The sequence below is a fragment of the Frigoribacterium sp. AP1 genome, from assembly GCF_056680555.1.
Genome location: NZ_CM155288.1, coordinates 3,102,945 through 3,127,536, shown reverse-complemented (window position 1 = coordinate 3,127,536; position 24,592 = coordinate 3,102,945). Strand labels below are relative to the sequence as shown.

The window sequence follows — 24,592 nt, the reverse complement described above, 5'->3', positions numbered from 1 at the left end:
GGAGCAGAAAGGCCGTGGCATGGACAAACAGAGGGACTTCGTCCTCCGCACGATCGAAGAGCGCGGCATCAAGTTCATCCGCCTCTGGTTCACCGACGTGATCGGCACCCTCAAGTCCGTCGCCATCGCTCCGGCCGAGGTCGAGGGCGCGTTCGCCGAGGGCATCGGCTTCGACGGCTCGGCCATCGAGGGCCTGACCCGCTCGTACGAGGCCGACGTGCTCGCCCAGCCCGACCCGACGACCTTCCAGATCCTGCCCTGGCGGGGCGAGATCGATCCGACCGCCCGCATGTTCTGCGACATCACGACCCCCGACGGCCAACCTGCCGTGGCCGATCCGCGCAACGTCCTGAAGCGCACCCTGGCCCGGGCCGGCGAGCGTGGCTTCACCTTCTACACGCACCCCGAGGTCGAGTTCTACCTGCTGAAGAGCGCCCAGCTCGGCGCCGACGGACCCCAGCCGGTCGACTCGGCCGGCTACTTCGACAACGTCCCCGGCGGCACCGCCCACGACTTCCGTCGCCGCTCGGTCCGCATGCTCGAAGACCTGGGCATCTCGGTCGAGTTCAGCCACCACGAGGCGGGGCCCGGTCAGAACGAGATCGACCTGCGTTACGCCGACGCGTTGACGACGGCCGACAACATCATGACCTTCCGCACGGTCATCAAAGAGGTCGCCATCGAGCAGGGCGTCTTCGCCTCGTTCATGCCGAAGCCGTTCAGCCAGCACCCCGGCTCGGGCATGCACACGCACATGTCGCTCTTCGAAGGTGACTCCAATGCCTTCTACGAGGCGGGGGCCGAGTACCAGCTCTCGACGATCGGTCGTCAGTTCATCGCAGGCCTGCTCAAGCACGCCCCCGAGATCACGGCCGTGACGAACCAGTTCGTCAACAGCTACAAGCGTCTCTGGGGCGGCGACGAGGCACCGAGCTTCGTGACCTGGGGTCACAACAACCGCTCGGCGCTCGTGCGCGTCCCGCTCTACAAGCCCAACAAGGGCAACTCGAGCCGCGTCGAGTACCGCGCCATCGACTCCGCCGCGAACCCGTACCTGGCCTTCTCGCTGATGCTGGCGGCGGGCCTCAAGGGCATCGAAGAGGGCTACGAACTGCCGGCCGAGGCAGAGGACAACGTCTGGGGCCTGAGCGACGCCGAGCGTCGCGCCCTGGGTTACCGTCAGCTGCCCGCCAGCCTCGACCACGCCCTGTCGATCATGGAGAACAGCGAACTCGTCGCCGAGACGCTGGGTGAGCAGGTCTTCAACTACGTGCTGCTCAACAAGCGGCAAGAGTGGAAAGAGTACCGGGCACAGGTCACGCCGTTCGAGCTGCGCTCGAACCTCGAGATCCTCTAGCCGACCGGCCGCCCCGCCCTCATGCCCCGATCCGCGACCGGTCTCTCCGAGCTGGCGCGGCTCGGGTTCTCCGACCTCGGTGCGGGGCGCGACCGGCTCGACCGCCTTGTCGCCGAAGTGCCCCAGGTGCGCGACCTCGTCCCGTGGTTCGCCACGGTGGCCGACCCGGACGCGGCCCTGGTGCACCTCGAGCGGTCGGTCGAGCGGGATCGTGCCGGCGTGGTCGCGTTGCTCGACGGCGAGGCCGGCCCGCGCCTCCTGAGGGTCCTCGGCGCGTCCGAGGGGCTCGCCGACTTCGTCGCGCGTCGCCCCGCCGAGGCGACCGTCCTGCTCGAGCCCCTGGACGAACCACCGTCGGCAGCGACGTACCGCGACGACGTCCGTCGGTCGGCGACCGGGCTGATCGGCGACGAGGCCCGCGTCGCGCTGCGGGTCCGGTACCGACGCCACCTGCTGCAGCTGGCGTCGTACGACCTCGAGGCCGACGACCCCGTCGAGGTCCTGCCCCGGGTGGCGGCGGCTCTCGCCGACCTCGCGGGCGCCGCCCTCGACACCGCCGTCGACGTGGCCCGACGCGAGGTCCCGTTCCCCGCCGCCGACGTCGATCGCACCCGTCTGGCCGTCATCGGCATGGGCAAGGCCGGGGCCCGTGAGCTGAACTACCTCAGCGACGTCGACGTGGTCTACGTCGCCGAAGGGGTCGACGGGCTCGAGAACGGGCGGGCCGTCGAGATCGGCAGCCGTCTCGCGATGCACGCCGCGCGGGCGATCTCGGACCTGGCCGTCGAACCCGACCTCTGGGAGGTCGACGCGAACCTCCGCCCCGAGGGCAAGGACGGCGCCCTGGTCCGGACGCTCGAGTCGCACGTCGCCTACTACGAGCGCTGGGCGAAGGGGTGGGAGTTCCAGGCCCTGCTGAAGGCGCGGCCCCTGGCCGGCGACGTCGACCTCGGCGAGCGCTACGTCGCCGCCGTCGCCCCGTTCGTCTGGTCGGCCGCCTCGCGCGAGAACTTCGTCGAGTCGGTCCAGGCCATGCGTGAACGGGTCACGGCCCTGATCCCCGCCGGCGAGGTCGACCGGCAGCTCAAGCTCGGCCCCGGCGGGTTGCGCGACATCGAGTTCACCATCCAGCTGCTGCAGCTGGTCCACGGGCAGGCCGACGAACGGGTGCACCAGCGCTCGACGCTCGACGCGCTCGGGGCCCTGGCCGCGCGGGGGTACGTCGGACGGGCCGAGGCCGCCGAGTTCGACCGCGACTACCGCGTGCTGCGCTTGCTCGAGCACCGCATCCAGCTGACGCGGCTGCGGCGCACGCACCTCATGCCGACCGACGAGAACGCGCTCCGGGTGCTCGCCCGCGGCACCGGCCTCGCACCGGGTGCGGCACAGCTCGTCGACCTGTGGCAGGGGGTCAAGCGCCGGGTCCGCACGTTGCACGTGCGCCTGTTCTACCGTCCGCTCCTCTCCGCCGTCGCGGCCCGTCCCGAAGAGGACCTCGCTCTCAGTTCCGACCAGGCGACGGCACGGCTCGCGGCCATCGGCTTCGCCGACCCGAAGGGTGCGCTCGGTCACATCGCGGCCCTGACGGCCGGCGTCTCGCGTCGGGCGAGCATCCAACGCCACCTGCTGCCCGCGATGCTGCAGTGGTTCGCCGACGGCACCGACCCCGACCTCGGTCTGCTCGCCTTCCGGCGCCTGAGCGACGGCCTGGGCGAGTCGTACTGGTTCCTCCGCATGCTCCGCGACTCGTCGGGGGCCGCCCACCGCCTGACGACCGTCCTGTCGTCGTCCACCTATGCGGCCGACCTCCTCGAGCGCATCCCCGAGGCCGCGGCCTGGCTCGAGAACGACGCCGAGCTCCGGGCCCGGCCCCTCTCGAGCCTCCTCGACGAGACGGCCGCCACCCTCGCGCGACATCGCTCGCCCGACGCGGCGGCGACCGTCCTGCGTCAGGCGCGACGCCGCGAGATCCTGCGGCTCGCCGTCGGCGGCATCCTGGGCATCCTCGACATCGACACCCTCGCCCGGGGCCTGACCGCGGTCACGACGGCGTCGGTGACGGGGGCGTTGGCCCTGGCCCGCCGGGACGCCGGCGACCTCGAGTTCGCCGTGATCGCCATGGGGCGGTACGGGGGAGAAGAGCTCGGGTTCGGCTCGGACGCCGACGTGCTCTACGTCTACCGGGCTCCAGAGGGCGACGAGACAGCGCACCGTCGCGCCCTCACGGTGGCCGCCGAGATGAGTCGTCTCACGTCGGACGCTCTCGTGCCGTTCGACCTCGACACCGGCTTGCGTCCCGAGGGGAAGAACGGGCCGGTGGTGCGCTCGTTGTCCTCGTATCGTGCCTACTACGCGCGCTGGTCGCTCACCTGGGAGGCCCAGTCGTTGCTGCGGGCGCGGCCCGTGGCCGGCGACCAGGCCCTCCTCGACGACTTCATGGTCGTCGCCGACTCGGTCCGGTACCCCGCCGAGCTGACCGAGCAGCAGGTCCGCGAGGTGAAGCGCATCAAGGCCCGGGTCGAGTCCGAGCGCCTGCCGAAGGGGGCCGAGCCCTCGCGCCATCTGAAACTCGGGCGCGGGTCACTCAGCGACGTCGAGTGGTTCGTCCAACTGCTCCAGCTCCAGCACGGGGTCGACGTACCCGGCCTGCGGACGCCGTCGACGCTCGACGCCCTCGCCGCGGCCGTGGACGCGGGCCTGGTCGCCGACGACGACGCCCGGCGGCTGCACGAGGCCTGGATCATGGCGTCGAGGGCGCGGTCGGCGGTCACCCTCTGGACCTCCCGGACGCAGGACGTGCTGCCGCGAGACCGACGTCAACTCGAGGGCATCGCTCGCTTGATGGAGTACCCCCCGGGCTCCGCGACCACCCTCGAAGAGGACTACCTCGCCGCCACCCGCCGCTCGCGCGCCGTCTTCGAGCGTGAGTTCTACGGCATCGACGAGGCCCCCGAACCACTCGGCTGACCGTCCCCGGGCCGTGCGACACGCCCGGGGTGCATCGCGACCCCGCGATCCTCGCGGACCGATGTCACCTTCTTTCCGTGTACCCCGAATCGCCCGTCTGTACCCCTCGCTACATGTCCGTCGCGTTTCGGGGAGATGACCCATGTGTGGGGGACGAGCAGGGCTGACAGCACCGTCGGCGATCATTGCCCATTGGGCAACACAAGGTCCATGCATTAAATCGAGGCTTGTGATCGGGACTTTCCACGAACCCTCGATCGCGGATTCGTGGCCAGCCGACAACCACTCCGAACCGGACGGTTCGGCAGCCTCGGTGATGCGCGCGTGTCAGCACTTCTGTCGACAGCACCTTGCCGGACTCGACGTACCCCGACCTGGCCATCCCGCCACCCGCGGTCGGGGGGTGGTTGTGAGCCGCCCGCGTGTGACTCAGAATTCCCTCAACCCGATAGACCAATTCCCCAGCGTTGCGGAAGCCGATCCCTTCTCACACCTCAGGTGGCCATCGTGTTGACCTTCATCCTGCAGATCCGTTCCATGGCGGGCGGATACCCCGAGATCTACCTCTTCGCCGCCTACAGCGCCCTCATCTGGGTGCTCTGGATCATCAAGGTCCTGCTCTCCCGTCGTTACCGTCCCTTCACGGGCGACTTCCGCGGGACCACCAGCGTCGTCGTCCCCGTCGTGGACGAACCGCTTGACCTCTTCCGGGACGTCATCGGCCGCATGGTCGAACAGGGCCCCGGCGAGATCATCGTCGTGATCAACGGCAAGCCCAACCCCGAGCTCGCGGCGGTCTGCGAGGAGTTCGGGCCGCTCGTCCGCTGGGTGCACACGCCGATCCCCGGAAAGCGCAACGCCGTCATGATCGGCACCGAGCTGAGTCGCGGCGACATCACCGTCCTCGTCGACTCCGACACGGTCTGGACGCCGGGCACCCTCTCCGAGCTGCTCCGTCCGTTCGCCCAGGAGAACGTCGGGGGCGTCACCACCCGCCAGCGCATCCTCGAGCCCGAGCGCAGCTGGATCACACGCTGGGCCGACTGGCTCGAGAACTCGCGCGCCCTCTACTCGATGCCGGCACAGAGCGTGCTGGGGCAGATCGGCTGCCTGCCGGGCCGCACGATCGCCTTCCGCCGCGAGATCCTCGTGCGGGTGATGGACAAGTTCATGACGGAGAAGTTCATGGGCGTGTTCCTCGAGGTCAGTGACGACCGCACCCTGACGAACCTCACGCTCAAGGAGGGCTACCGCACCGTGTATCAGCACACCAGCCTGGTCTACACGGACGCCCCGTTGCAGGTGAAGAAGCTCTACAAGCAGCAACTCCGGTGGGCTCGCGGCAGCCAGTACAACACCCTCCGCATGATGCCGTGGATGGTCGGGCACGCCCCGCTGCTCGCGTTCTTCTTCGCGATGGACATCGTGCTGCCCTTCATGCTCATGGGCGTCATCGGCGGCTGGATCTACCGAGGGATCACCGGCCAGGGCGTGAACCTGTACCGGGGCATCCTCGAGGAGTACGGCGTGCAGACGGGCCTCATCAGCATCGTCGTCCTGATGGTGGTCTCGTCGGTCCTCAGCATGTCGATCCGTCAGATGCGCCACCTGGCCGAGAAGCCCTCGGACTTCTTCCGCCTCCCGGTGTTCATCATCGTGTCGACGTTCTTCCTCATGCCCATCCGGGTCATCGGGTTCTTCCGCATGGGTCACGCCAGCGGCTGGGGCACCCGGGCCGGGGCGTACGCAGGAGGCGCGGCGAACGACGAGATGCAGGGTGCGCTCGACGAGGTGGCCGAGGAGGCCCCCATCGACGCCCTCGAACGGCAGTTCCGCGACGGCGTCGACCCCGGCGTCGACACGCTCTTCGACTTCGGCTCGGCGACCGACGAGACCGACGAACAAGGAGCGGTCCTCGTCAAGAGCCGCAAGGCGGCCCTGGCCGCCGAGGCCGAGGGGGCGACCGCTCCGGCACCGGTGGCGGCCGTGACCACCGCCACCGCGCCTCCTCGTCGCCGCCTCAACCCCAAAGCCGGATTCCCGTACCTGATCGGCGCCGCCATCATCGCCCTGGAGGTCTTCTTCATTGTCTGACTCGACGCAGGACTTCGTCACCCCCGTCCACATGCAGTCAGGAGCCTGGTGGGCGACCTCCCACGGCAACGCCCGGCGCACCGCACTCGGCGCCACCGCCGTGGTGGTGCTGCTCGCCATGATCTCGTGGCTCATCTGGGTCTCACCGTCGGACAACATCGTCCGCAGCGCCGTCACCGAGGTCACGGGCGTCGACCCGTCGATCAACGTCTCGTCGCTCAAGGCCGACCGGTCCGCGCTGCTCGACCAACTGGTCTCCGCGAAGAAGCAGCTCGCCGAGAGCAAGGCGGCCCTGGCCGACGTGCAGCAGCAGGCCTGGACGTCCGAAGGGCAGCTGACCGCAGCGCAGGCGAAGCTCGCCTCCGCGGAGTCGGCCCTGGCCCAGGCGCAGTCCGCCGCGGACGCGGGCCAGGGGTCGAGTTCGGGCGCGGCAGGCACCGCGGCCGGTGGACGAGGCGGGGGGAACGGTGCGTCCGGCGGCTCCGGGTCGGGAGGCACCGGCTCGAACGGTGGGGGCGCCACGGGCCCCGTCACGATCGAGACGCCCTCCCTCGCCTCGATCGTCGACCCCGAGTCGCGCTACTTCGGGCTCTTCACGGATCAGGCGCCGTTCAACTGGGCGACCTACGACGCGCAGGAGGCGGCGGTCGGTTCGGAGGCGAACATGGTCGGCTACTTCCAGGGATTCGACCAGGAGTTCCGCGCCGACGCCGTCCGGTCGTCCTGGTCGCGGGGCAAGCTGCCCGTGCTAACGTGGGAGTCGCAGCCGATCAAGGCCGGCAACAACGAGCCCGAACAGCCCGACTACAGCCTGACCAAGATCATCGACGGCAGCTTCGACTCGTACCTGACGACCTACGCCGACGACATCGTCGCGAACGGCATGCCGCTGGCACTGCGGTTCGACCACGAGATGAACGGCACCTGGTACCCCTGGAGCACGGACTACGGCAACAGCAAGGGCGCCGTCAACGGCAACGGGCCCGGGGACTACGTGAAGGCCTGGCAGCACGTCCACGACCTGTTCGAGCGGCAGGGGGCTAACGACCTCGTGGCCTGGATCTGGGCGCCCACGCGCATCGACCGCCTCGCCACCGGCAAGACCGGCGGCAGCGACCACACGACTCAGGCCTTCCTCGCGAGCCTCTACCCGGGTGCCGACTACGTCGACATCGTCGGCATGTCGGGGTACTACCGCCCGCCCTACGACGACAAGTCGAGGCCGACGTTCGACAGCACCTTCGGAGCCACGCTGAAGCAGCTCCGGGCCATCGCACCGGGCAAGAACATCCTGCTCGCCGAGATCGGTGCGAGCGAGACCGGTGGCTCGTCGGACCCCACGGCCACGAGCGAGAAGGCGCAGTGGTTCAACTCGCTCTTCGACGCGCTGGCCGATCCGGCGAACGCGGACATCATCGGCTTCTCGTACTTCGACCTCGTGGCCACCACGGTCGTCGACGGGGTGCGGTCGACCAACGACTGGCGTCTCACGTCACGGTCCGACAGCCTCGCCGCCTTCACCGCGGGGATCACTCGTCGCGACGTCGGTTACGACCTGCAGCCCTCGCCGTGACGACCCTCATCCCCTTCCCCTTCTCCCGCCTCTTCCTCATCCCCAGGAGCGCATCATGAAGAAAGACGCCACCACCCCCCAGTCCGCCGCCACCGAGACGGCAGTCGACGTCGCCTCGGTGAAGCCCCGCATCAGCGTCATCGGCACCGGCTACCTCGGCGCCACGCACGCCGCGGCCATGGCCGAGATGGGCTTCGACGTGATCGGGGTCGACACCGACCCCGCCAAGGTCGCCGCCCTGGCCGAGGGGCGCGTGCCGTTCTTCGAGCCCGGCCTGCCCGAGCTCATCCTGGAGCACGTCGGCTCGGGCCGGCTCACCTTCACGACCGACCTCGCCGAGGCCGTCGCCCTGTCGGACGTGCACTTCGTCTGCGTCGGCACGCCGCAGCGCCGGGGGAGCCACGCCGCCAACCTCTCGTACGTCGAGGAGGCGACCCGCAACGTCGCCGCCGCCCTGAGCCACGACGGCCTGATCGTCGGCAAGTCGACCGTCCCGGTCGGAACGGCGGCGCACCTGCGCGAGATCGTGGCGGGCGTGGTCCCCGCCGGTGTCTCGGCCGACCTCGTCTGGAACCCCGAGTTCCTCCGCGAGGGCCACGCCGTCGAGGACACCCTGCGTCCCGACCGCATCGTCTTCGGCGGGACCGACGTCCGCACCGAGGCCCTGATGCGCGAGGTCTACGCGATGCCCATCGCCACGGGAACCCCCGTCATCTCGTGCGACCTCCCGACGGCCGAGCTGGTCAAGGTCAGCGCCAACGCGTTCCTCGCCACGAAGATCTCGTTCATCAACGCGATCAGCGAGTTGTGCGAGGCGGCCGGCGCCAACGTGTCGACCCTCGCCGACGCCCTCGGTTTCGACGACCGCATCGGACGCAAGTTCCTCAACGCCGGCCTCGGTTTCGGCGGCGGCTGCCTGCCCAAGGACATCCGCGCCCTGATGTTCCGGGCCAACGAGCTCTCCGCCCACCGCGTCGTCGGGCTCATGCAACAGGTCGACGAGATCAACATGGCGCAGCGCCAACGGGTCATCGACCAGGCGATCGACGCCTGCGGCGGTTCGGTGCTCAACCGGCGCATCGCCGTGCTCGGGGCGGCGTTCAAACCGCACACCGACGACGTCCGCGACTCGCCGGCCCTGAACGTCGCGGCGGCCCTGCACCTGCGCGGCGCCCAGGTGCTCGTGGTCGATCCCGAGGCCACTCAGACGGCCCAGCGCAGCTTCCCGACGTTGTCGTTCGCCGACTCGGCCGCCGAGGCCGTGACGGACGCCGACGCGGTGCTGTTGCTCACCGAGTGGCCCGAGTTCGTCGGGGCGGATGCGGCCGGACTCGCCGAGCTCGCCGCCAACCCCGTGGTGATCGACGCACGCAACGTGCTCGACGCCGAGGTCTGGTCGGCCGCCGGGTGGGAGGTCCGTCCGTTGGGCGGCCGTCGCACCCCGGCTCAGCGCCGCGCGCTGACGCCGACCGCCGTACCCGCCTGACCGGATCGTCGGGCACGGGCTGACGGGCCGCCTCCCGAGGGAGGCGGCCCGTCCTGCGTCCGGCACCCGCGCCTCCTGGTCCTCGGTGGCCTCGAGGAGGCGCGGCTCGCGTCCCCGAGGACGCCTGCGCCTCCGACGCGAGAGGCCCGCACCCCCTCGGGGATGCGGGCCTCTCGTGATGCCGATCGGATCAGACGCCGAAGTACAGCTCGAACTCGAAGGGGTGGGGACGCTGCGCCATGGGCAGGATCTCTTTCTCGCGCTTGTACGCGATCCAGGTCTCGATGAGGTCCTCGGTGAAGACGTTGCCCTTGGTCAGGAACTCGTGGTCGGCCTCGAGCGCGTCGAGCGCACCCTCGAGCGACGCGGGCACCTGCGGGATGTTCTTCGCTTCTTCGGGGGGCAGCTCGTACAGGTCCTTGTCGACCGGCTCGTGCGGCTCGATCCGGTTCTGGATGCCGTCGAGGCCGGCCATCAGCTGCGCGGCGAACGCGAGGTACGGGTTCGAGGCGGCGTCGGGGACGCGGAACTCGATGCGCTTGGCCTTCGGGTTCGTGCCCGTGATCGGGATGCGGATGGCCGCCGACCGGTTGCCGGCCGAGTAGACCAGGTTGACGGGGGCCTCGAAGCCCGGGATCAGACGGTGGTACGAGTTGATCGACGGGTTCGTGAAGGCGAGCACCGCGGGGGCGTGCTTGAGCAGGCCGCCGATGTACCAGCGCGCGAGGTCGGACAGGCCGCCGTAGCCGTTCTCGTCGTAGAACAACGGCTTGCCGTCGTTCCAGAGCGACTGGTGGGTGTGCATTCCCGAACCGTTGTCGCCGAAGAGCGGCTTCGGCATGAAGGTCGCGACCTTGCCCCACTGCTCGGCCGTGTTCTTGACGATGTACTTGAACTTCAGGATGTCGTCCGCGGCGTGGACCATCGTGTCGAACTTGTAGTTGATCTCCTGCTGGCCGCCGGTGCCCACCTCGTGGTGCGCGCGCTCGAGCTCGAGGCCCGAGTCGATCAGCTTGAGGCTGATGTCGTCCCGCAGGTCGGCCGTCTTGTCGACCGGGCTGACCGGGAAGTAGCCACCCTTGTAGGCCGTCTTGTTGGCGAGGTTGCCGCCCTCTTCGACGCGGCCGGTGTTCCAGGCGCCCTCTTCGGAGTCGACGCTGTAGAAGCTGGCGTTCTGCTTCACCTCGTAGCGGACGTCGTCGAAGATGTAGAACTCGGCCTCGGGGGCGAAGAACGCGGTGTCGGCGATGCCGGTCGAGGCGAGGTACTTCTCGGCCTTCTTGGCGACCTGACGCGGGTCACGGCTGTAGAGCTCGCCGTTGCGTGGGTTGAAGATGTCGAAGACGAGGACGAGCGTGCGCTCGACGCGGAACGGGTCGACGTACCCGGTCGTGACGTCGGGGATGAGCTGCATGTCCGACTCGTGGATGGAGGCGAAGCCCCGGATGGAGGACCCGTCGAAGAGCTGTCCGACGGAGAAGAACTCCTCGTCGACCGTGGAGGCGGGGATGTTGAAGTGCTGCTGGACACCGGGAAGATCGGTGAAGCGGATGTCAAGGAACTTGACGTCGGTGTCCTTGATGAACTTCAGCACCTCGGAAGAATCAGTGAACATCTAGATGTCTCTCCAATGGGCTTGGAACGGATCGGATGCGGGACGCAGCCTCCGACGAGGCTACGGAGGGGCCGTTTCGCTGCGGTGTCCCTCATGTTTCCGGCATGTTACGGCTCGGCCCCTCGGTAGGCTCGGAGCATGCCCGATCGCACCGCGCCTCCTTCCCGTCCCGCCTCCGTGGGCGGCCCCGACGACGGAGCGCAGCGCTGGCCGGGCGAGCGGCTCGGGCTGCCCGAGAAGGGGCCCCGCTCCGTGGCCCGACTCGGGCGGCGCGTCGCCGGGCTCGCCCTCGACTGGGCGATCGCCTACGCGGTGGCCGCGCTCTTCTTCGGTGGCGAGGGCCTCGCCATCACCGGGGTGTTCCTGCTCATGCAGATGCTCTTCCTCGTGCTGTTCGGCGGCTCGCTCGGGCACCTGGCCCTGGGCATGCGTCTCGTGCCGATGGCCGGCGGCCGCATCGGCGTCGGACGGCCCGTCCTGCGGTCGGTGCTGCTCGTGCTCGTCATCCCGGCCGTCGTCTGGGACCTCGACCAGCGGGGCCTGCACGATCGCGTCGCCGGGACGATCCTCGTCCGCGTCTGAGGCGCCCCGCCGACCCGACGAACGCGCGACGGCGCCCCTCCTGGTCGGAGGGGCGCCGTCGTCACGTCACGTCGAGGCGGATGTCGCCGGGGTCAGCGCGGACGACCCGACCGCACCTTGAAGGGGTCGACGCCCTTGGGGATGGGCAGGCCGTTCTGACCGAGGGACTGGAGGCGGTTGCTGACGGCGAGCACCTCGTTGCGGTTGATCGACGACTTGAGCTTGTTCATGCGTCCTGCGAGCTTGTGCAGGGGCACGGAGTCGGCGTCGGGGCCGACGTTGAGGACGTGGACCGGGACGTTCGGGAGGATGCGGGTGACCTTGCGACGCTCTTCGTCGACGAGTCGGCGCGTCTGACCGGCGCCACCCTCGGCGACGAGCACCACACCCGGCTTGCCGACCGCTCGGTACACCGCGGCCTGGCTGCGTCCCTGGACGGCCACGGGCATCTCGGCGGCGCGCCACGCACGACGCAGGCCGCTCTTCATGACGGCACCCACGGCACCGGGCTGCCCCTCGATCTGCGAGTACGCCGCGCGCTCGGCCTTCCGGCCCAGCACGATCAGAAGCAGCAGGAACCCGAGCATGACGCCGACGACGATGTACAGCACGAGGGCGAGCACGTTGCCGCCCGTGAGCAGCAGCGCCGCGACCACACCGAGCAGCACGGGCACGAAGAACGCCAGCAGCATCATCGGCAGCGCCGTCTTGTCGACGCGGCGGGTCATCTGGAAGACCTGCCACATCTGCTTGAGACGGCCGGGTTCTTTCGGCGGTTTCGGGGACGTGTTCTCGGGGGACGTGCGACGAGCCATGTGGACCAGGATACGGGGTAAGCGGTCCCGACGAGTCCTCCCCAGGGACTCCGATCCGTCGACGGTCGACAGCGGTCGGCGGCGGCACGACGCCGCCGGCCACGGGACGACACCATCGCTTCATGACGAGCGAGTCGATCGGCCCTTACCGCGTGCTCTCCCGGCGCCTCGACGGCGGGGTGGAGCGCATCCTCGCCGAAGCACCCGGCGGGTCGCGCGTCGTGCTCAGGAGGCGCGGGTCGGGCTCGGCAGGACGCTCTCCCGTCGCCGAGGCGGTCGCCTTCGCGCGTGCGGACCACCCGCACGTCGCCTCCCTGGTCGACGTGCTGACGAGTGCGTCGGGCGAGCTCGTGCTCGTCTTCGAGGACCTCGGCGGGGACCCGCTCGCCTCGTGGCTCACCGCCCGGGGGCGTCCCGAGCCGGGGGAAGCCATCACCCTCGTCGTGCCCGTGCTGGATGCGGTCCAGCACCTGGCCCGTCGGGGGACGGCCATCGGTGCTCTCGACGTCGACGACGTCGAGATCGACGCCCGTGGGGCCCCTGTGCTGGTGGGCGCGCAGCAAGCGGCCGCCGGGCCGGACGCCGAGCGCGTGTCGTTGCCCGTGGCGGCGCAGTTCGCCCGGGCCGTCGTCGAGCGGGCGGCACGACCGGCGTCGCGGGACTCGACGCCGACCCTGGACGCGACGAGCTTCGAGTCACTCGTCGAGTCGGTCTTCGACCTCGGCGAGGCCGTTCCGCTCTCGAGCGTCGACGACGGTCTCGGGGGAGGCCCCCTCGTGTCTGCCCCCGAGGACGAGCCGGTCGTGCGGAGCTGGCTCGCGCTCCTGCCCGAATCGGAGGCGCTCGACCGTGTGATCGCCGGTGTGCGGGACCTGCGACCGCGACAGGTGATCCCCGCCCTCGGGGCCGTCCGAAGGCGGTATCGACTGCTCGCAGCCGGTGCCGTCGTCGTCGCCGGTGCGACGGTCGTCCTCGGGCCGGCTTCATCGGCACGCCACGACGGCTCCGACGACAGGGTGAGTACGGTCTCGGCCGGCGCCGAGTCCTCCACGCCGGGAAATCCTGCAGGCGACTCCCCGGGGACCGTCACGACAGCACCTCCTCGGTCGGGTGCAACCGGATCTCTCGACGAGGTTGAGGCGCTCGTCGTCGGTGACGATGCCGGCGCAGCCGCCGAGGTGCTCCTGGCGGCGCGTCTGGAGTGCCTGCGCGACGTGACACCCAGCTGTCTCGACGCCGTCGACCAACCGGGCTCCCCGATCGCGCTCCGCGACGCGGCCGTGCTCGGCGACCCCTCGCTTGCCGGCGCGGCGACGGTCCAGCTCGAGTTGACGGGCGGGGCGTCACGAGCCGGCGGGACGGTCGTGCTCGAGGCGACGGGCCCCCACGGCGAACCGGCCTCGGTCCTCGTGATGAGGACCGAGGCCGGTTGGCGGCTTCGAGACGTGTTCGTCGATCGGTGAGGCCCGGCCTCACCCGACGGGCGTCAGATGCCGAGCTTGGACGAGAAGTCCCCGCCCTCGAGACGCTCCTTGACGGCGACCAGGAAGCGCGCCGCGTCGGCGCCGTCGACGATGCGGTGGTCGTACGACAGGGCCAGGTAGACCATCGACCGGATCGCGATGGACTCCGATCCGTCGGCCTTGATGACCACCGGTCGCTTGACGACGATGCCGGTGCCGAGGATGGCCACCTGCGGCAGGAAGACCACCGGGGTGTCGAACAGTGCACCGCGCGAACCCGTGTTCGTGACGGTGAACGTGCCACCGGCCAGCTCGTCGGGCTTCAGCTTGTTGTCCCGCGTGCGCTGTGCGAGGTCGGCGATCTGACCGGCGATGCCCGCGAGGTCGAGGTCGGAGGCGTTCTTGATCACCGGCGTCAGCAGGCCTCGCTCGGTGTCGACGGCCATGGCCACGTGCTCGTGGTCGGGGTAGACGATCGAGTCGCCGTCGACGGTCGCGTTCAGCTTGGGGTGCGCCTTGAGTGCCTCGGCGGCCGCCAGGGTGAAGAAGGGCAGGAAGGACAGCTTGTTGCCGGTCTTCTCGAGGAAGGCACCCTTGTTCGCGTCGCGGAACGCCGCGACCTTCGTGACGTCGACCTCGACCACGCTGGTGAGCTGGGCCATGGCCTGCATCGACTGGACCGCGCGCTCGGCGACGACCTTGCGGAGGCGCGACATCGGGACGGTCGTGCCCCGCAGCGGGGAGACCTCGATCGGAGCGGGACCGGTGGAGGCCGGTGCCGAGGTGGTCGAGGACGCCGCGGCCTCGGCGGCGGCGAGGACGTCCTCCTTGCGGATTCGACCCCCGACACCACTGCCCGTCAGGGTCGAGATGTCGACGCCCTTCTCGTTCGCCAGCTTACGGACGAGCGGGGTGACGTAGCCGACGGGCGCACCGCTGCTCGGGGCCGGGGTGGCGGGTGCCGACGTCTCGGACGAGCCCGTGGCAGGCGACGGGGTCGGTGCCGAGGGGGCCGGCTGCTCGCTGCTGGGCCGGGAGGCCTCGGGCTGCGCTGCGGCGGGCTGCTGGCCCGCGGCGTCCTGCTGTGCCGCGGGAGCCGGGTCCACCGCGGGGGCGGGCTCGGGTGCGCTGGCTGCGGAGTCCTCGCCGGGGGCGGGAGCGGCGGACGAGGCGACCTCCGGCTCTTCGGCCTCTGCTTCGGCGGGGACCTCGGGAGCCTGTTCGGGCTCTGCGGCGGCCTCGGGCTCGTCCGCGGGGGCCTCGGAGGCGCTGCCGTCTCCGATGCGGACCAGGGCGGTGCCGACCTCGACGGTCTCGTCCTCGGCGACGAGGATCTCTTCGATCACACCGGCGACGGGCGAAGGGATCTCGGTGTCGACCTTGTCGGTCGAGACCTCGAGCAGCGGCTCGTCGACCTCGACGCGGTCACCGACGTTCTTCAACCAGCGGGTGACCGTACCCTCGGTGACACTCTCACCGAGTGCCGGGAGGTTGACGGATTCGCTCATCTGTGGGGCTCCTTTGACGACATTTGTGTGTCTGTGATTGCTGTGGTGGTGATGCGGGCCCCTGCTTCGCAGGAGCTATGGTGCTCTGGATCTACATCGCGTGGAGCGGCTTGCCCGCGAGGGCCAGCATGGCTTCTCCGAGGGCTTCGTTCTGGGTGGGGTGCGCGTGGATTAGGGGGGCGACGTCTTCCGGGTAGGCCTCCCAGTTGACGGCGAGCTGTGCCTCGCCGATCAGCTCTCCGACGCGGGCGCCGATCATGTGCACGCCGACGACGGGGCCGTCGACCACGCGGACGACCTTGATCGAGCCGCTCGTGCCGATGATGTGGCTCTTGCCGTTGCCCGCGAGGTTGTAGTCGTAGCTGGTGACCTTGTCGGCGCCGTACTGGTCGGCGGCCTTGACCTCGGTCAGGCCGACCGATGCGACCTCGGGGTCGGAGTAGGTGACCTTGGGGATGTTCACGTCGGAGATCACCTGCGGCTTGAGGCCCGCGATCTCTTCGGCGACGAAGATGCCGTGCTGGAAGCTGCGGTGGGCGAGCTGGAGGCCGGGTACGATGTCGCCGAGGGCGTAGACGCCGGGGACGTTGGTCGCGAGGCGTTCGTTCGTCAGGACGAAACCGCGGTCCATCGTGATGCCGACCTCTTCGTAGCCGAGACCGGCGGTCGAGGGGCCCCGGCCGACCGCGACGAGCATGAGGTCGGCCTCGAACGTCTTGCCGTCCTCGAGGGTGACGACGACGCCGTCGTCGTTCTGCTCGACGCCCTGGAACCGGATGCCCAACGAGAAGGCGATGCCCCGCTTGCGGAAGGCACGCTCGAACTGCTTCGAGATCGACTCCTCCTCGTTGGGGACGAGGTGGGGCAGGGCCTCGACGATGGTCACGTCGACGCCGAAGCTCTTCCAGACGCTGGCGAACTCGACACCGATGACACCGCCGCCGAGGATGACGACCTTGTTCGGAACGTGGTCGAGCGCGAGGGCGTGCTCGCTCGTGATGACCTTGCCGCCGATCTCGAGACCGGGGAGGCTACGCGAGTACGACCCGGTGGCGAGCACGACGTTCTTGGCCTTCAGCGTCGTCTCGCCGACCTGGACGGTGGACGGCGAGGTCAGCTTGCCCTCGCCCTCGACCGTCGTGATGTCCCGGGCCTTGACGAGTCCCTGGAGGCCCTTGTACTTGCTGGCCACGATGCCCTCGCGGTACGAGGTCACGGCGGCGATGTCGATGCCGTGGAAGTCGGTGTTGACGCCGTACTTGGCGGATTCGCGCGAGACGTCGGCCACCTCGGCCGAGTGCAGCAGCGCTTTGGTGGGGATGCAGCCGCGGTGGAGGCAGGTGCCCCCGACCTTGTCCTTCTCGACGAGTGCGACGCTCAAGCCCAACTCGCTCGCTCGCAGCGCCGCAGCGTATCCGCCGCTCCCGCCGCCGAGCACCACCAGGTCAAAATTCTGTTCCGACACCCAGCAACTCCCTCGTGCGTCCGCGGTACCCCGACGCCGAGGCGGGGCCGTCGCGGTGGCGACGACGCCCGTCCCCGAACCGACCGCACCGTTCGGCGGCGTCGTCGTGACGCACGTCGGCGGATGCCCTCGGGGGACCGATCTCAGCGGGTTTCTCCCGCCCCTACGACCCTACTACGCAGCGGAAAACTTGTCGGCCAGCTCGATCAGGGTGCGGACGGTCACGCCCGTCGAGCCCTTGGCCGTGTAGCCGTAGCCGCCGCCCTTGTTGTTCGACGGCCCCGCGATGTCGAGGTGCGCCCAGGGGATCGGTGTCGACGTGCCCTCACGCGATCCGACGAACTCGTTGAGGAACACGCCGGCCAGCAGCATGCCGGCCGCCGTGTTTCCCGGGGTCGCGTTCACCAGGTCGGCCACGTCGGAGTTCAGGCGCGCACGCAGCTCGGCGGCCAGCGGCATGCGCCAGAACGTCTCGCCCGTCGTGTCGGCGAGCGACACGATCTCGGACGCGAGGTCGTCGTTGCCCATGACCCCGACGTAGCGCATGCCCAGGGCGACGACCTGGGCGCCCGTGAGGGTGGCCACGTCGACGATGGCGTCGGGCTGCTCGTCGCTCGCCGCGACCAGGCCGTCCGCCATGACCAGTCGGCCCTCGGCGTCGGTGTTCGTCACCTCGACGGTGGTGCCGCCCTTGATCGTGAGGACGTCGTCAGGTCGGATCGCCGTGCCGCTCGGCATGTTCTCGGCGATGCAGAGCCACGCGGTCAGCCGCACGGGCAACCGGAGCTTCGCCACGGCCACCGTCACGGCGAGGACCGTCGCGGCCCCGGTCATGTCGTCCTTCATGCCGAGCATGCTCGCGGCGGGCTTCAGCGACAGCCCGCCCGTGTCGTACGTGATGCCCTTGCCCACCAGGGCCAGGTGCTTCGCCGCTCCGGCGGGGGAGTACTCGACCTTGACCAGCCGGGGTCCGCGACTCGACCCCTGGCCGACGCCGAGGATGCCTCCGTACCCGCCGTCGCGGAGACCGTCCTCGTCGAGGACCGTGACCGAGAGGGCGTCGTCCGAGGCATGCGCGACGGCGAAGTCGGCGAGCGCCTGGGGGTACATCTGCTGAGGAGGAGTCGTGGCCAGGTCTCGCACGGTGTGCACCGCTTCGGCCACCACGGCAGCACGCTCCAGGACCGGGTCGGGCACGTCCGTCGACGTGGCCAGGGCGATGTCGCGCGCGTGTCGACGCGTGTCGGAGGCCGACGAGTGGCGGAACGTGTCGAACTCGTACGAGGCGATCGCGGCACCCTCGAGGGCGGCGAGGGCTTCGGCGTCGTCGGCCACGGGGAGGGCCAGGACGACCCGGTCGACGGCCGTGAGCTGACGGATCGCAGAGCCCGCGGCGTAGCGGAGGCTCTCGGCCGAGACCGAGTCGCCCAGGCCGACGAGGGCCACGACAGAGGCGGTGACGCCGTGCCCGGGGACCTTGACGAGTTCGTCCCGGGCGCCGGACACACCCAGGGCGGCGAACGTCTCGGCGAGCCCCGGGACCTCGAGGGTCGGCTCGGGGCCGTCGGCCCCCTTGACGACGCCGACGACGAGGACGTCGGCCTCGGCGGCGGTCGGATCGGACGGCAGGACGGAGAGCGTGGCGACGGTCATCGCCCCATCGTATCGACCGAGGTGTTCGCTCTCGGCACGTGGTCACGGGGCCCTCCCGTCGACGCCCGGTGCCTAGCATGGTGACCATGCACGACCCCGCAGCTCTCTACGACATCACCCCCGACGCCGACGACGTACCCGAAGGCCTGCCGCTCGTCGCCGGCCTGACCGGGTTCGCCGACGCGGGCTCGGCGGTGAGCCAGCTGGCGGAGTACGTCCTCGACACCCTCGACCACACCCTCGTGGCGACCTTCGACGCCGACGAGCTCCTCGACTACCGGGCCCGTCGCCCGACCTTCACCTTCGACCAGGACCACATCTCCGAGATCGAGCCCTCGACCCTGTCGCTGTACCTCGTCCGCGACGACCTCGGTCAACGCTTCCTCCTCCTGGCGGGGTTCGAACCCGATTTCCAGTGGCAGCGCTTCACCGCGGCCGTCGTGCAACTCGTCGAGCGCTACCGGGTCTCGACCACGACCTGGGTGCACTCCATCCCCATGCCCGTGCCCCACACCCGTCCGATCGGGGTGACGGTCAGCGGCAACCGCTCCGACCTGGTCGAGGCGATGTCCGTGTGGAAACCCGTCACCCAGGCGCCCGCCAACGCGTTGCACCTGGTCGAGCACCGCCTCGGCGAGACGGGTCACCCCACGGCGGGCTTCGTCCTGCTCGTGCCGCACTACCTGGCCGACACCGAGTTCCCCGACGCGGCCGTGGCGGCGCTCTCGAGCATCAGTGCCGCGACGGGGCTGATCTTCCCGACCGACCGCCTCCGCGAAGAGGGTCGCGACTTCATGGTCAAGGTGGACGAGCAGGTCGCCGGCAACCACGAGCTCTCCCGGTTGGTCGCCACGCTCGAGGAGCGTCACGACACCTACATGCAGGGCAACCCGCTGCCCTCGCCGCTGACCGACCAGGACGGCCAGGTGCCCTCGGCGGACGCCCTGGCCGCCGAACTCGAGAAGTTCCTCGCCACGCGGCGGGTGGACGGCGAGGGCGACGACCGCTCCTGACCGGCACCGCGCCTCCGGGTCCGTTCCGATCCGGGAGCGCAGGAGGCGCGGGCCGGCGGCCAGCCCCCGGTCGGCTAGGGTCGCGGGGTGAACTCCGCACGTGCCTGGCTCGTCTGGGGAGCCGCCGTCTTCGCCTACGTCGTCGCCGTCCTGCAGCGGTCGTCGCTCGGCGTCTCCGGCGTCGAGGCGCAGCACCTCTTCGGCGTCTCGGCCTCCACCCTGTCGACCCTGGCCGTCGTCCAGCTCGTCGTCTACGCGGGGCTGCAGATCCCGGTGGGCGTCCTGCTCGACCGGGTGGGACCCAAGAGGCTCATCGTCGCCGGAGCCGTCCTGCTGGCCGCGGGCCAGCTCGTCGTGGCGCTCTCGCCGCCGACCATCGGCGTGGCCGTCGTGGGCCGGGTTCTCGTCGGCGCCGGCGACGCGATGACCTTCATCTCGGTGATCCGCCTGCTGCCCTCGTGGTTCCGGGGCCCGATCCTGCCGCAGGTGTCCCAGTGGACCGGCAACGTCGGACAGCTCGGCCAGGTGCTGTCCGCCGTGCCCCTGTCGATCGTCCTGCACGGGGCGGGGTGGGGCCCGGCCTTCCTCAGTGCGGCATCCCTCTCGGTCGTCGCCGCCGTGGTCGTGCTCCTGGTCGTGAAGGAGTCGCCGACCGGACGCGTCCGCTCCGAGGCGGTCGTCAGCTGGGCCGACGCGGGCCGACAGCTGGGGCAGAGCGTCCGTCGTCCGGGGACCCGGCTCGGGTTCTGGTCGCACTTCGTGACGCAGTCGTCGGGCACGGTCTTCAGCCTCCTGTGGGGCGTCCCGTTGCTGGTCGGCGGTCTCGGCTTCTCGACCGGGGAGGCATCCGGCATGCTCTCGCTGCTCGTGCTGTCGGGCGTCGTCGCGGGGCCCGTCCTCGGGGTGCTGGTCGCCCGGTACCCGATGCGACGTTCCAACCTCGTCCTCGGGATCGTCACGGTGCTCGCCGTCGTCTGGACGACGTTGCTGGCGTGGCCCGGGACGCCCCCGCACTGGCTCGCCTACGTGCTCGTCGTCGTGCTGGGCGTGGGCGGGCCGGGCTCCCTGATCGGCTTCGACTTCGCGCGGACGTTCAACCCGCTACGGAGTCTCGGCGTCGCCAACGGCGTGGTCAACGTGGGCGGCTTCCTGGCGAGCTTCGTCATGATGTTCCTCATCGGCGTCGTCCTCGACCGACTCGACGCGGCCCGCATCGCCTCGGGGCAACCGAGCGACCTCTTCGCCTTCGAGTCGTTCCGCATCGCGCTGCTCGTCCAGTACGTGGTGGTCGGAGGCGGCGTGGTGGCCTTGCTCGTCGAGCGCCGTCGCACCCGTCGGGGCCTACGCCTCGAGGAAGGAATAGAGGTGGCGCCGCTCTGGGTTGCCCTGAACAGGAGATGGCAGGCCGCGCGCAACCGGCCCCGACGGGGGCCGGACGCCTGACGTCCCCTTTGTCGTCCGACACCGGTCGGACGTGCAATAATGGGATACGGACCCGTTCATGTCCATCGATCGAGTTCACGAGTCGACGCAGTCGGCGCGCTTTCGATCGGGGACTTGACATGGGTCCTAGTACTGCCCGAATTCGGCCGACGCCCAGTGCCGGTCGACGTCCCCACCGGCGCACGTGAACGCGACGATCGCGTCCGGTCCGGAACGTACCGAGAACTGAAAGGTGTTCGCATGGCTACACGCAGCAAAGCGACCGCGGCCCCCGACGAGGCCGTGACCGACGACACGTCCGTCGAGCCCGAGACCACGGCTCCCGCCGCCAAGAAGGCTCCGGCCAAGCGGGCTCCCGCCAAGAAGGCGGCGACGAAGGCTCCGGCCAAGACCGCAGCCGCCAAGAAGGCCGCCGCGGCCGAATCCGCCGACGACGAGGTCGACGCCGAGGCCGTCGTCGACCCGGCTGCCGCCGACGACGCCGACGGCGAGGGCACGAAGCCCGCCCCCGAGATCCTGCCGACCGGTGCGCTCGTCATCTCGCAGGACGACGACGACGAGATGCCCGTCTACTCGACGACCATCACCGGCGCGACGGCCGACCCCGTCAAGGACTACCTGAAGCAGATCGGCAAGGTCGCCTTGCTGAACGCGGCCGAAGAGGTCGAGCTCGCCATGCGCATCGAGGCGGGCCTGTTCGCGGACGACAAGCTCGCCAACAGCACCGGCCTGAGCCGCGAGCTCGAGCGTGAGCTGCGCTGGGTGTCCCGCGACGGTCAACGGGCCAAGAGCCACCTGCTCGGTGCCAACCTCCGACTCGTGGTCAGCCTGGCCAAGCGCTACACCGGCCGTGGCATGCAGTTCCTCGACTTGATCCAAGAGGGCAACCTGGGTCTGATCCGCGCCGTCGAGAAGTTCGACTACACCAAGGGCTTCAAGTTCTCCACGTACGCCACCTGGTGGATCCGTCAGGCCATCACGCGTGCCATGGCCGACCAGGCCCGCACGATCCGCATCCCGGTGCACATGGTCGAGGTCATCAACAAGCTCGCCCGCGTCCAGCGCCAGATGCTGCAAGACCTGGGACGCGAGCCCACGCCCGAAGAGCTCTCCCGTGAACTGGACATGACGCCCGAGAAGGTCGTCGAGGTCCAGAAGTACGGTCGCGAGCCCATCTCGCTCCACACGCCTCTGGGTGAAGACGGCGACAGCGAGTTCGGCGACCTCATCGAGGACACCGAGGCCGTGGTGCCCGCCGACGCCGTCGGGTTCACGATGCTGCAGAAGCAGCTCGAGTCGCTGCTCGACAGCCTGTCCGAGCGTGAAGCCGGCGTCATCCGCATGCGCTTCGGCCTGGGCGACGGCATGCCGAAGACCCTCGACCAGATCGGTGACACGTTCGGCGTGACGCGCGAGCGCATCCGCCAGATCGAGTCCAAGACGATGGCGAAGCTCCGCCACCCGTCGCGTTCGCAGTCGCTCCGCGACTACCTCGAGTAGGCCCGTGCGTTACCTGGTCCCCGTGCTGGCCGGCCGACTCGTCCGGGCGGTCGCCCGGTTGCGGGGCGGCGGGTCCGCGTACCCGGGGCAGACCGTCCTGAAGCTCGCGCCCGATTTCCTCACGCACGTCTCGTCGCAGTTCGAGCGCGGCGTCGTGTTCGTGCTCGGATCGAACGGCAAGTCGACGACGACGATGATGCTGACCGAGACGCTCCGGGCCCACGGGCTCAAGGTGTTCACGAACCCGACGGGTGCCAACCTGCCTCAGGGCATCGCGTCGGCCTTCCTCCGCGAGGTGACGCCGTTCGGTCGTGTCCGCGACGACATCGGCGTCATCGAGGTCGACGAGGCGTTCGCCGTCGAGTTGACGAAGTCCCTGCACCCCTCGACGGTGCTCATGCTGAACGTGCAGGTCGACCAGCTGTACCGGTTCTTCGAGACCGAGCGGGTCGGCACGATGATGACCGACACGGCTGCCGTGGCCACCGCCGCGGTCGTGACGAACCGCGACGACCAGCACCTGGGCCCCTACCAGGCCGTCGGTCGCCAGACGGTGACCCGTTTCGGTGCCTCACCCGAGGTGGTCTCCGCGTCACCCAACGGCCTCCAGAACGCCAACGACTTCAGCCGTGAGGCCGACACCTCGCTGACCGCCGAAACCGAGGTGACCGCTCTCACGGGCACGGGCGCCACCATCACCGTCTCCGGCACCCCGATCGACGTCCGGCTGCCGGCGCGCGGTCTGCACTACGCCGTGGACGCCGCGGCGGCCCTCCAGACGGCCTCGATCGTCCTGGGGCACCCGGTCGACCCGACTGCCGTCCAGCGGGCCTTCGAGAGCATGAAGCCGGCCTACGGTCGCGGTGAGCGCATGTCCCTCGGCGCCGACGAGGCCGAGTTCATCATGTTCAAGAACGCGGCGAGCCTCCAGATGAACCTCGACGCACTCCCGCAAGGCGTTGAGCAGGTCATGTTGGCGATCGACGAGGGCACGCCCGACATCTCGTGGATCTACGACATCGACTTCTCGCACCTCGACCACGTCGACGTCCTCGCGGGTGCGAAGGCCTGGCAGTTGGCCTTGCGGCTCGAGCACGAGGGCATCCCCGTCCACGTGATCGAAGAGGACATCTCGAAGGCCATCCGCCTGATGCGGGCACTCCCGTCCCCGAGCGACAACACGAAGCACTTCGTGACGAACTACGAGCAGATGATGCTGGCCCGCCGCATCCTCGGCCACCCCGACCTGGAGAAGACCGCGTGAGCGACGACGTCCTCCGAATCGTCCACCTCTATCCGGAAGAGCTCGGTGTGAGCGGTGATCGGGGCAACGTGACCACGCTCGCGGTGCGCGCGCGCCGGGCCGGGGTCGACAGCACCGTCCTCGAGTACCGGGTGGGTGACGACGTGCCGACCGTGGCCGACGTGGTCGTGGTGGGGCACGGTCCTTTGTCCGGGGTCCGAGCCGTCGCCGCCGACGCTCGTCGCCTCGCGCCGGCACTGGAGTCGTTCGCCGCCTCCGGCGTCCCGGTGGTGGCGGTGGGAGGCGGTCTCGAGCTCCTGAGCCGCGGAGTCGAGGGCGTCGACGGCGAGTCGGTCGAGGGAGTCGGCTTCTTCGACGCCGTGGTCCGCCGTGGGGCTCCTCGTCGGACGAACTACCTGCAGGTGACGACCGACTACCAGGGTGACGCGATCACCCTCTTCGGCTTCGAGGACCATGCCGCCCACCTCGAACTCGGGACGGACGCCGAGCCTTTCGGTTCCGTCGTCCACGGTGGTGGGAACGGCGACGGCCGCGAGGGTGTGCGCCGGGGCGTGTCGTTCGGCACCCAGCTCAAGGGACCGGTCCTCCCTCTCAACCCCGCTCTGACCGACCGGGTCCTGCGAGTCGCGCTGAGCCGCCGCATGATCTCCTACTCGGCGGGCGCCGGGCACGCCAAGCTCGACGAGTACGCCGCCGCGTCGCAGAAAGTGATCGCCGACAACCTCGAACGCTCGTTCAAGGCCATGTGACGACGTCCGCACGGCGACATGACGAAGGCCCCGCATCGATCGGAT

Annotated in this window: 17 protein-coding genes; 12 read left to right on the top strand and 5 right to left on the bottom strand. The window is 69.9% G+C overall.

From position 1 onward, the window contains the following. Positions 1-19 precede the first annotated feature (19 nt). The 5 genes from AC1MBW_RS14800 to AC1MBW_RS14780 all read left to right on the top strand — a co-directional run bounded on the left by AC1MBW_RS14800 (position 20) and on the right by AC1MBW_RS14780 (position 9,477). Positions 20-1,357, top strand: a complete 1,338-nt coding sequence (locus AC1MBW_RS14800) for a glutamine synthetase family protein (RefSeq protein ID WP_043592660.1) — start codon at positions 20-22, stop codon at positions 1,355-1,357. 21 nt (positions 1,358-1,378) lie between these two features. Further along, positions 1,379-4,324, top strand: a complete 2,946-nt coding sequence (locus AC1MBW_RS14795) for a bifunctional [glutamine synthetase] adenylyltransferase/[glutamine synthetase]-adenylyl-L-tyrosine phosphorylase (protein WP_480024934.1) — start codon at positions 1,379-1,381, stop codon at positions 4,322-4,324. A gap of 507 nt (positions 4,325-4,831) precedes the next feature. After that, a complete protein-coding gene (locus AC1MBW_RS14790) occupies positions 4,832-6,418 on the top strand; it encodes a glycosyltransferase family 2 protein (RefSeq protein WP_480024933.1) in 1,587 nt (528 codons plus the stop codon). Next, the gene (locus AC1MBW_RS14785; protein ID WP_480024932.1) at positions 6,411-7,991 is read left to right on the top strand and encodes a glycoside hydrolase family 26 protein; all 1,581 of its coding nucleotides are present in this window, start codon (positions 6,411-6,413) and stop codon (positions 7,989-7,991) included. The genes AC1MBW_RS14790 and AC1MBW_RS14785 overlap by 8 nt, the downstream gene beginning before the upstream one ends. A 55-nt stretch (positions 7,992-8,046) precedes the next feature. Next, positions 8,047-9,477, top strand: a complete 1,431-nt coding sequence (locus AC1MBW_RS14780) for a UDP-glucose dehydrogenase family protein (protein WP_480024931.1) — start codon at positions 8,047-8,049, stop codon at positions 9,475-9,477. A gap of 190 nt (positions 9,478-9,667) precedes the next feature. On the opposite strand, the gene glnA is transcribed toward AC1MBW_RS14780, so the two are convergent. Next, a complete protein-coding gene (gene glnA, locus AC1MBW_RS14775; protein WP_123517913.1) occupies positions 9,668-11,092 on the bottom strand; it encodes a type I glutamate--ammonia ligase in 1,425 nt (474 codons plus the stop codon). 138 nt (positions 11,093-11,230) lie between these two features. Here glnA and AC1MBW_RS14770 point away from each other — a divergent pair, with 138 nt between their 5' ends. Beyond that, positions 11,231-11,674, top strand: a complete 444-nt coding sequence (locus tag AC1MBW_RS14770) for an RDD family protein (RefSeq protein ID WP_480024930.1) — start codon at positions 11,231-11,233, stop codon at positions 11,672-11,674. Positions 11,675-11,766: 92 nt separating this feature from the next. On the opposite strand, the gene AC1MBW_RS14765 is transcribed toward AC1MBW_RS14770, so the two are convergent. Next, the gene (locus tag AC1MBW_RS14765) at positions 11,767-12,489 is read right to left on the bottom strand and encodes a DUF4191 domain-containing protein (protein ID WP_071253490.1); all 723 of its coding nucleotides are present in this window, start codon (positions 12,487-12,489) and stop codon (positions 11,767-11,769) included. 122 nt (positions 12,490-12,611) lie between these two features. Here AC1MBW_RS14765 and AC1MBW_RS14760 point away from each other — a divergent pair, with 122 nt between their 5' ends. Continuing rightward, positions 12,612-13,952 carry a hypothetical protein gene (locus AC1MBW_RS14760; protein WP_480024929.1) on the top strand — a complete coding sequence of 447 codons (1,341 nt, stop codon included), beginning with the start codon at positions 12,612-12,614 and terminating at the stop codon, positions 13,950-13,952. 23 nt (positions 13,953-13,975) lie between these two features. Here AC1MBW_RS14760 and sucB read toward each other — a convergent pair whose 3' ends face one another. From sucB to AC1MBW_RS14745, 3 genes are all read right to left on the bottom strand, one after another. Next, a complete protein-coding gene (gene sucB, locus AC1MBW_RS14755; protein WP_480024928.1) occupies positions 13,976-15,460 on the bottom strand; it encodes a 2-oxoglutarate dehydrogenase, E2 component, dihydrolipoamide succinyltransferase in 1,485 nt (494 codons plus the stop codon). Between the two features lie 91 nt (positions 15,461-15,551). Next, a complete protein-coding gene (lpdA, locus tag AC1MBW_RS14750) occupies positions 15,552-16,925 on the bottom strand; it encodes a dihydrolipoyl dehydrogenase (protein WP_480024927.1) in 1,374 nt (457 codons plus the stop codon). 174 nt (positions 16,926-17,099) lie between these two features. Next, on the bottom strand, positions 17,100-18,578 hold the full coding sequence (locus AC1MBW_RS14745) for a leucyl aminopeptidase (RefSeq protein ID WP_480024926.1): 1,479 nt from the start codon (positions 18,576-18,578) through the stop codon (positions 17,100-17,102). 86 nt (positions 18,579-18,664) lie between these two features. Between AC1MBW_RS14745 and AC1MBW_RS14740 the strand changes: the two genes are divergently transcribed. The 5 genes from AC1MBW_RS14740 (at position 18,665) to AC1MBW_RS14720 (ending at position 24,547) form a co-directional block, all read left to right on the top strand. Then, positions 18,665-19,591, top strand: coding sequence for a proteasome assembly chaperone family protein (locus tag AC1MBW_RS14740; RefSeq protein ID WP_054146170.1), 927 nt, complete (start codon positions 18,665-18,667; stop codon positions 19,589-19,591). 87 nt (positions 19,592-19,678) lie between these two features. Continuing rightward, on the top strand, positions 19,679-21,034 hold the full coding sequence (locus tag AC1MBW_RS14735) for an MFS transporter (RefSeq protein WP_480024925.1): 1,356 nt from the start codon (positions 19,679-19,681) through the stop codon (positions 21,032-21,034). A gap of 240 nt (positions 21,035-21,274) precedes the next feature. After that, complete coding sequence (locus tag AC1MBW_RS14730) at positions 21,275-22,534, top strand: RNA polymerase sigma factor (protein ID WP_054146171.1); 1,260 nt, start codon at positions 21,275-21,277, stop codon at positions 22,532-22,534. Between the two features lie 4 nt (positions 22,535-22,538). After that, positions 22,539-23,798 carry a MurT ligase domain-containing protein gene (locus AC1MBW_RS14725; RefSeq protein WP_071253479.1) on the top strand — a complete coding sequence of 420 codons (1,260 nt, stop codon included), beginning with the start codon at positions 22,539-22,541 and terminating at the stop codon, positions 23,796-23,798. Next, the gene (locus AC1MBW_RS14720) at positions 23,795-24,547 is read left to right on the top strand and encodes a type 1 glutamine amidotransferase (protein WP_480024924.1); all 753 of its coding nucleotides are present in this window, start codon (positions 23,795-23,797) and stop codon (positions 24,545-24,547) included. The genes AC1MBW_RS14725 and AC1MBW_RS14720 overlap by 4 nt, the downstream gene beginning before the upstream one ends. Positions 24,548-24,592 lie beyond the last annotated feature (45 nt).

Coding starts and splice junctions, on each gene's coding strand:
- AC1MBW_RS14800 (WP_043592660.1), top strand. CDS start 20: ATGGACAAACAGAGGGACTTCGTCCTCCGCACGATCGAAGAGCGCGGC.
- AC1MBW_RS14795 (WP_480024934.1), top strand. CDS start 1,379: ATGCCCCGATCCGCGACCGGTCTCTCCGAGCTGGCGCGGCTCGGGTTC.
- AC1MBW_RS14780 (WP_480024931.1), top strand. CDS start 8,047: ATGAAGAAAGACGCCACCACCCCCCAGTCCGCCGCCACCGAGACGGCA.
- glnA (WP_123517913.1), bottom strand. CDS start 11,092: ATGTTCACTGATTCTTCCGAGGTGCTGAAGTTCATCAAGGACACCGAC.
- AC1MBW_RS14770 (WP_480024930.1), top strand. CDS start 11,231: ATGCCCGATCGCACCGCGCCTCCTTCCCGTCCCGCCTCCGTGGGCGGC.
- AC1MBW_RS14765 (WP_071253490.1), bottom strand. CDS start 12,489: ATGGCTCGTCGCACGTCCCCCGAGAACACGTCCCCGAAACCGCCGAAA.
- AC1MBW_RS14760 (WP_480024929.1), top strand. CDS start 12,612: ATGACGAGCGAGTCGATCGGCCCTTACCGCGTGCTCTCCCGGCGCCTC.
- sucB (WP_480024928.1), bottom strand. CDS start 15,460: ATGAGCGAATCCGTCAACCTCCCGGCACTCGGTGAGAGTGTCACCGAG.
- AC1MBW_RS14745 (WP_480024926.1), bottom strand. CDS start 18,578: ATGACCGTCGCCACGCTCTCCGTCCTGCCGTCCGATCCGACCGCCGCC.
- AC1MBW_RS14740 (WP_054146170.1), top strand. CDS start 18,665: ATGCACGACCCCGCAGCTCTCTACGACATCACCCCCGACGCCGACGAC.
- AC1MBW_RS14730 (WP_054146171.1), top strand. CDS start 21,275: ATGGCTACACGCAGCAAAGCGACCGCGGCCCCCGACGAGGCCGTGACC.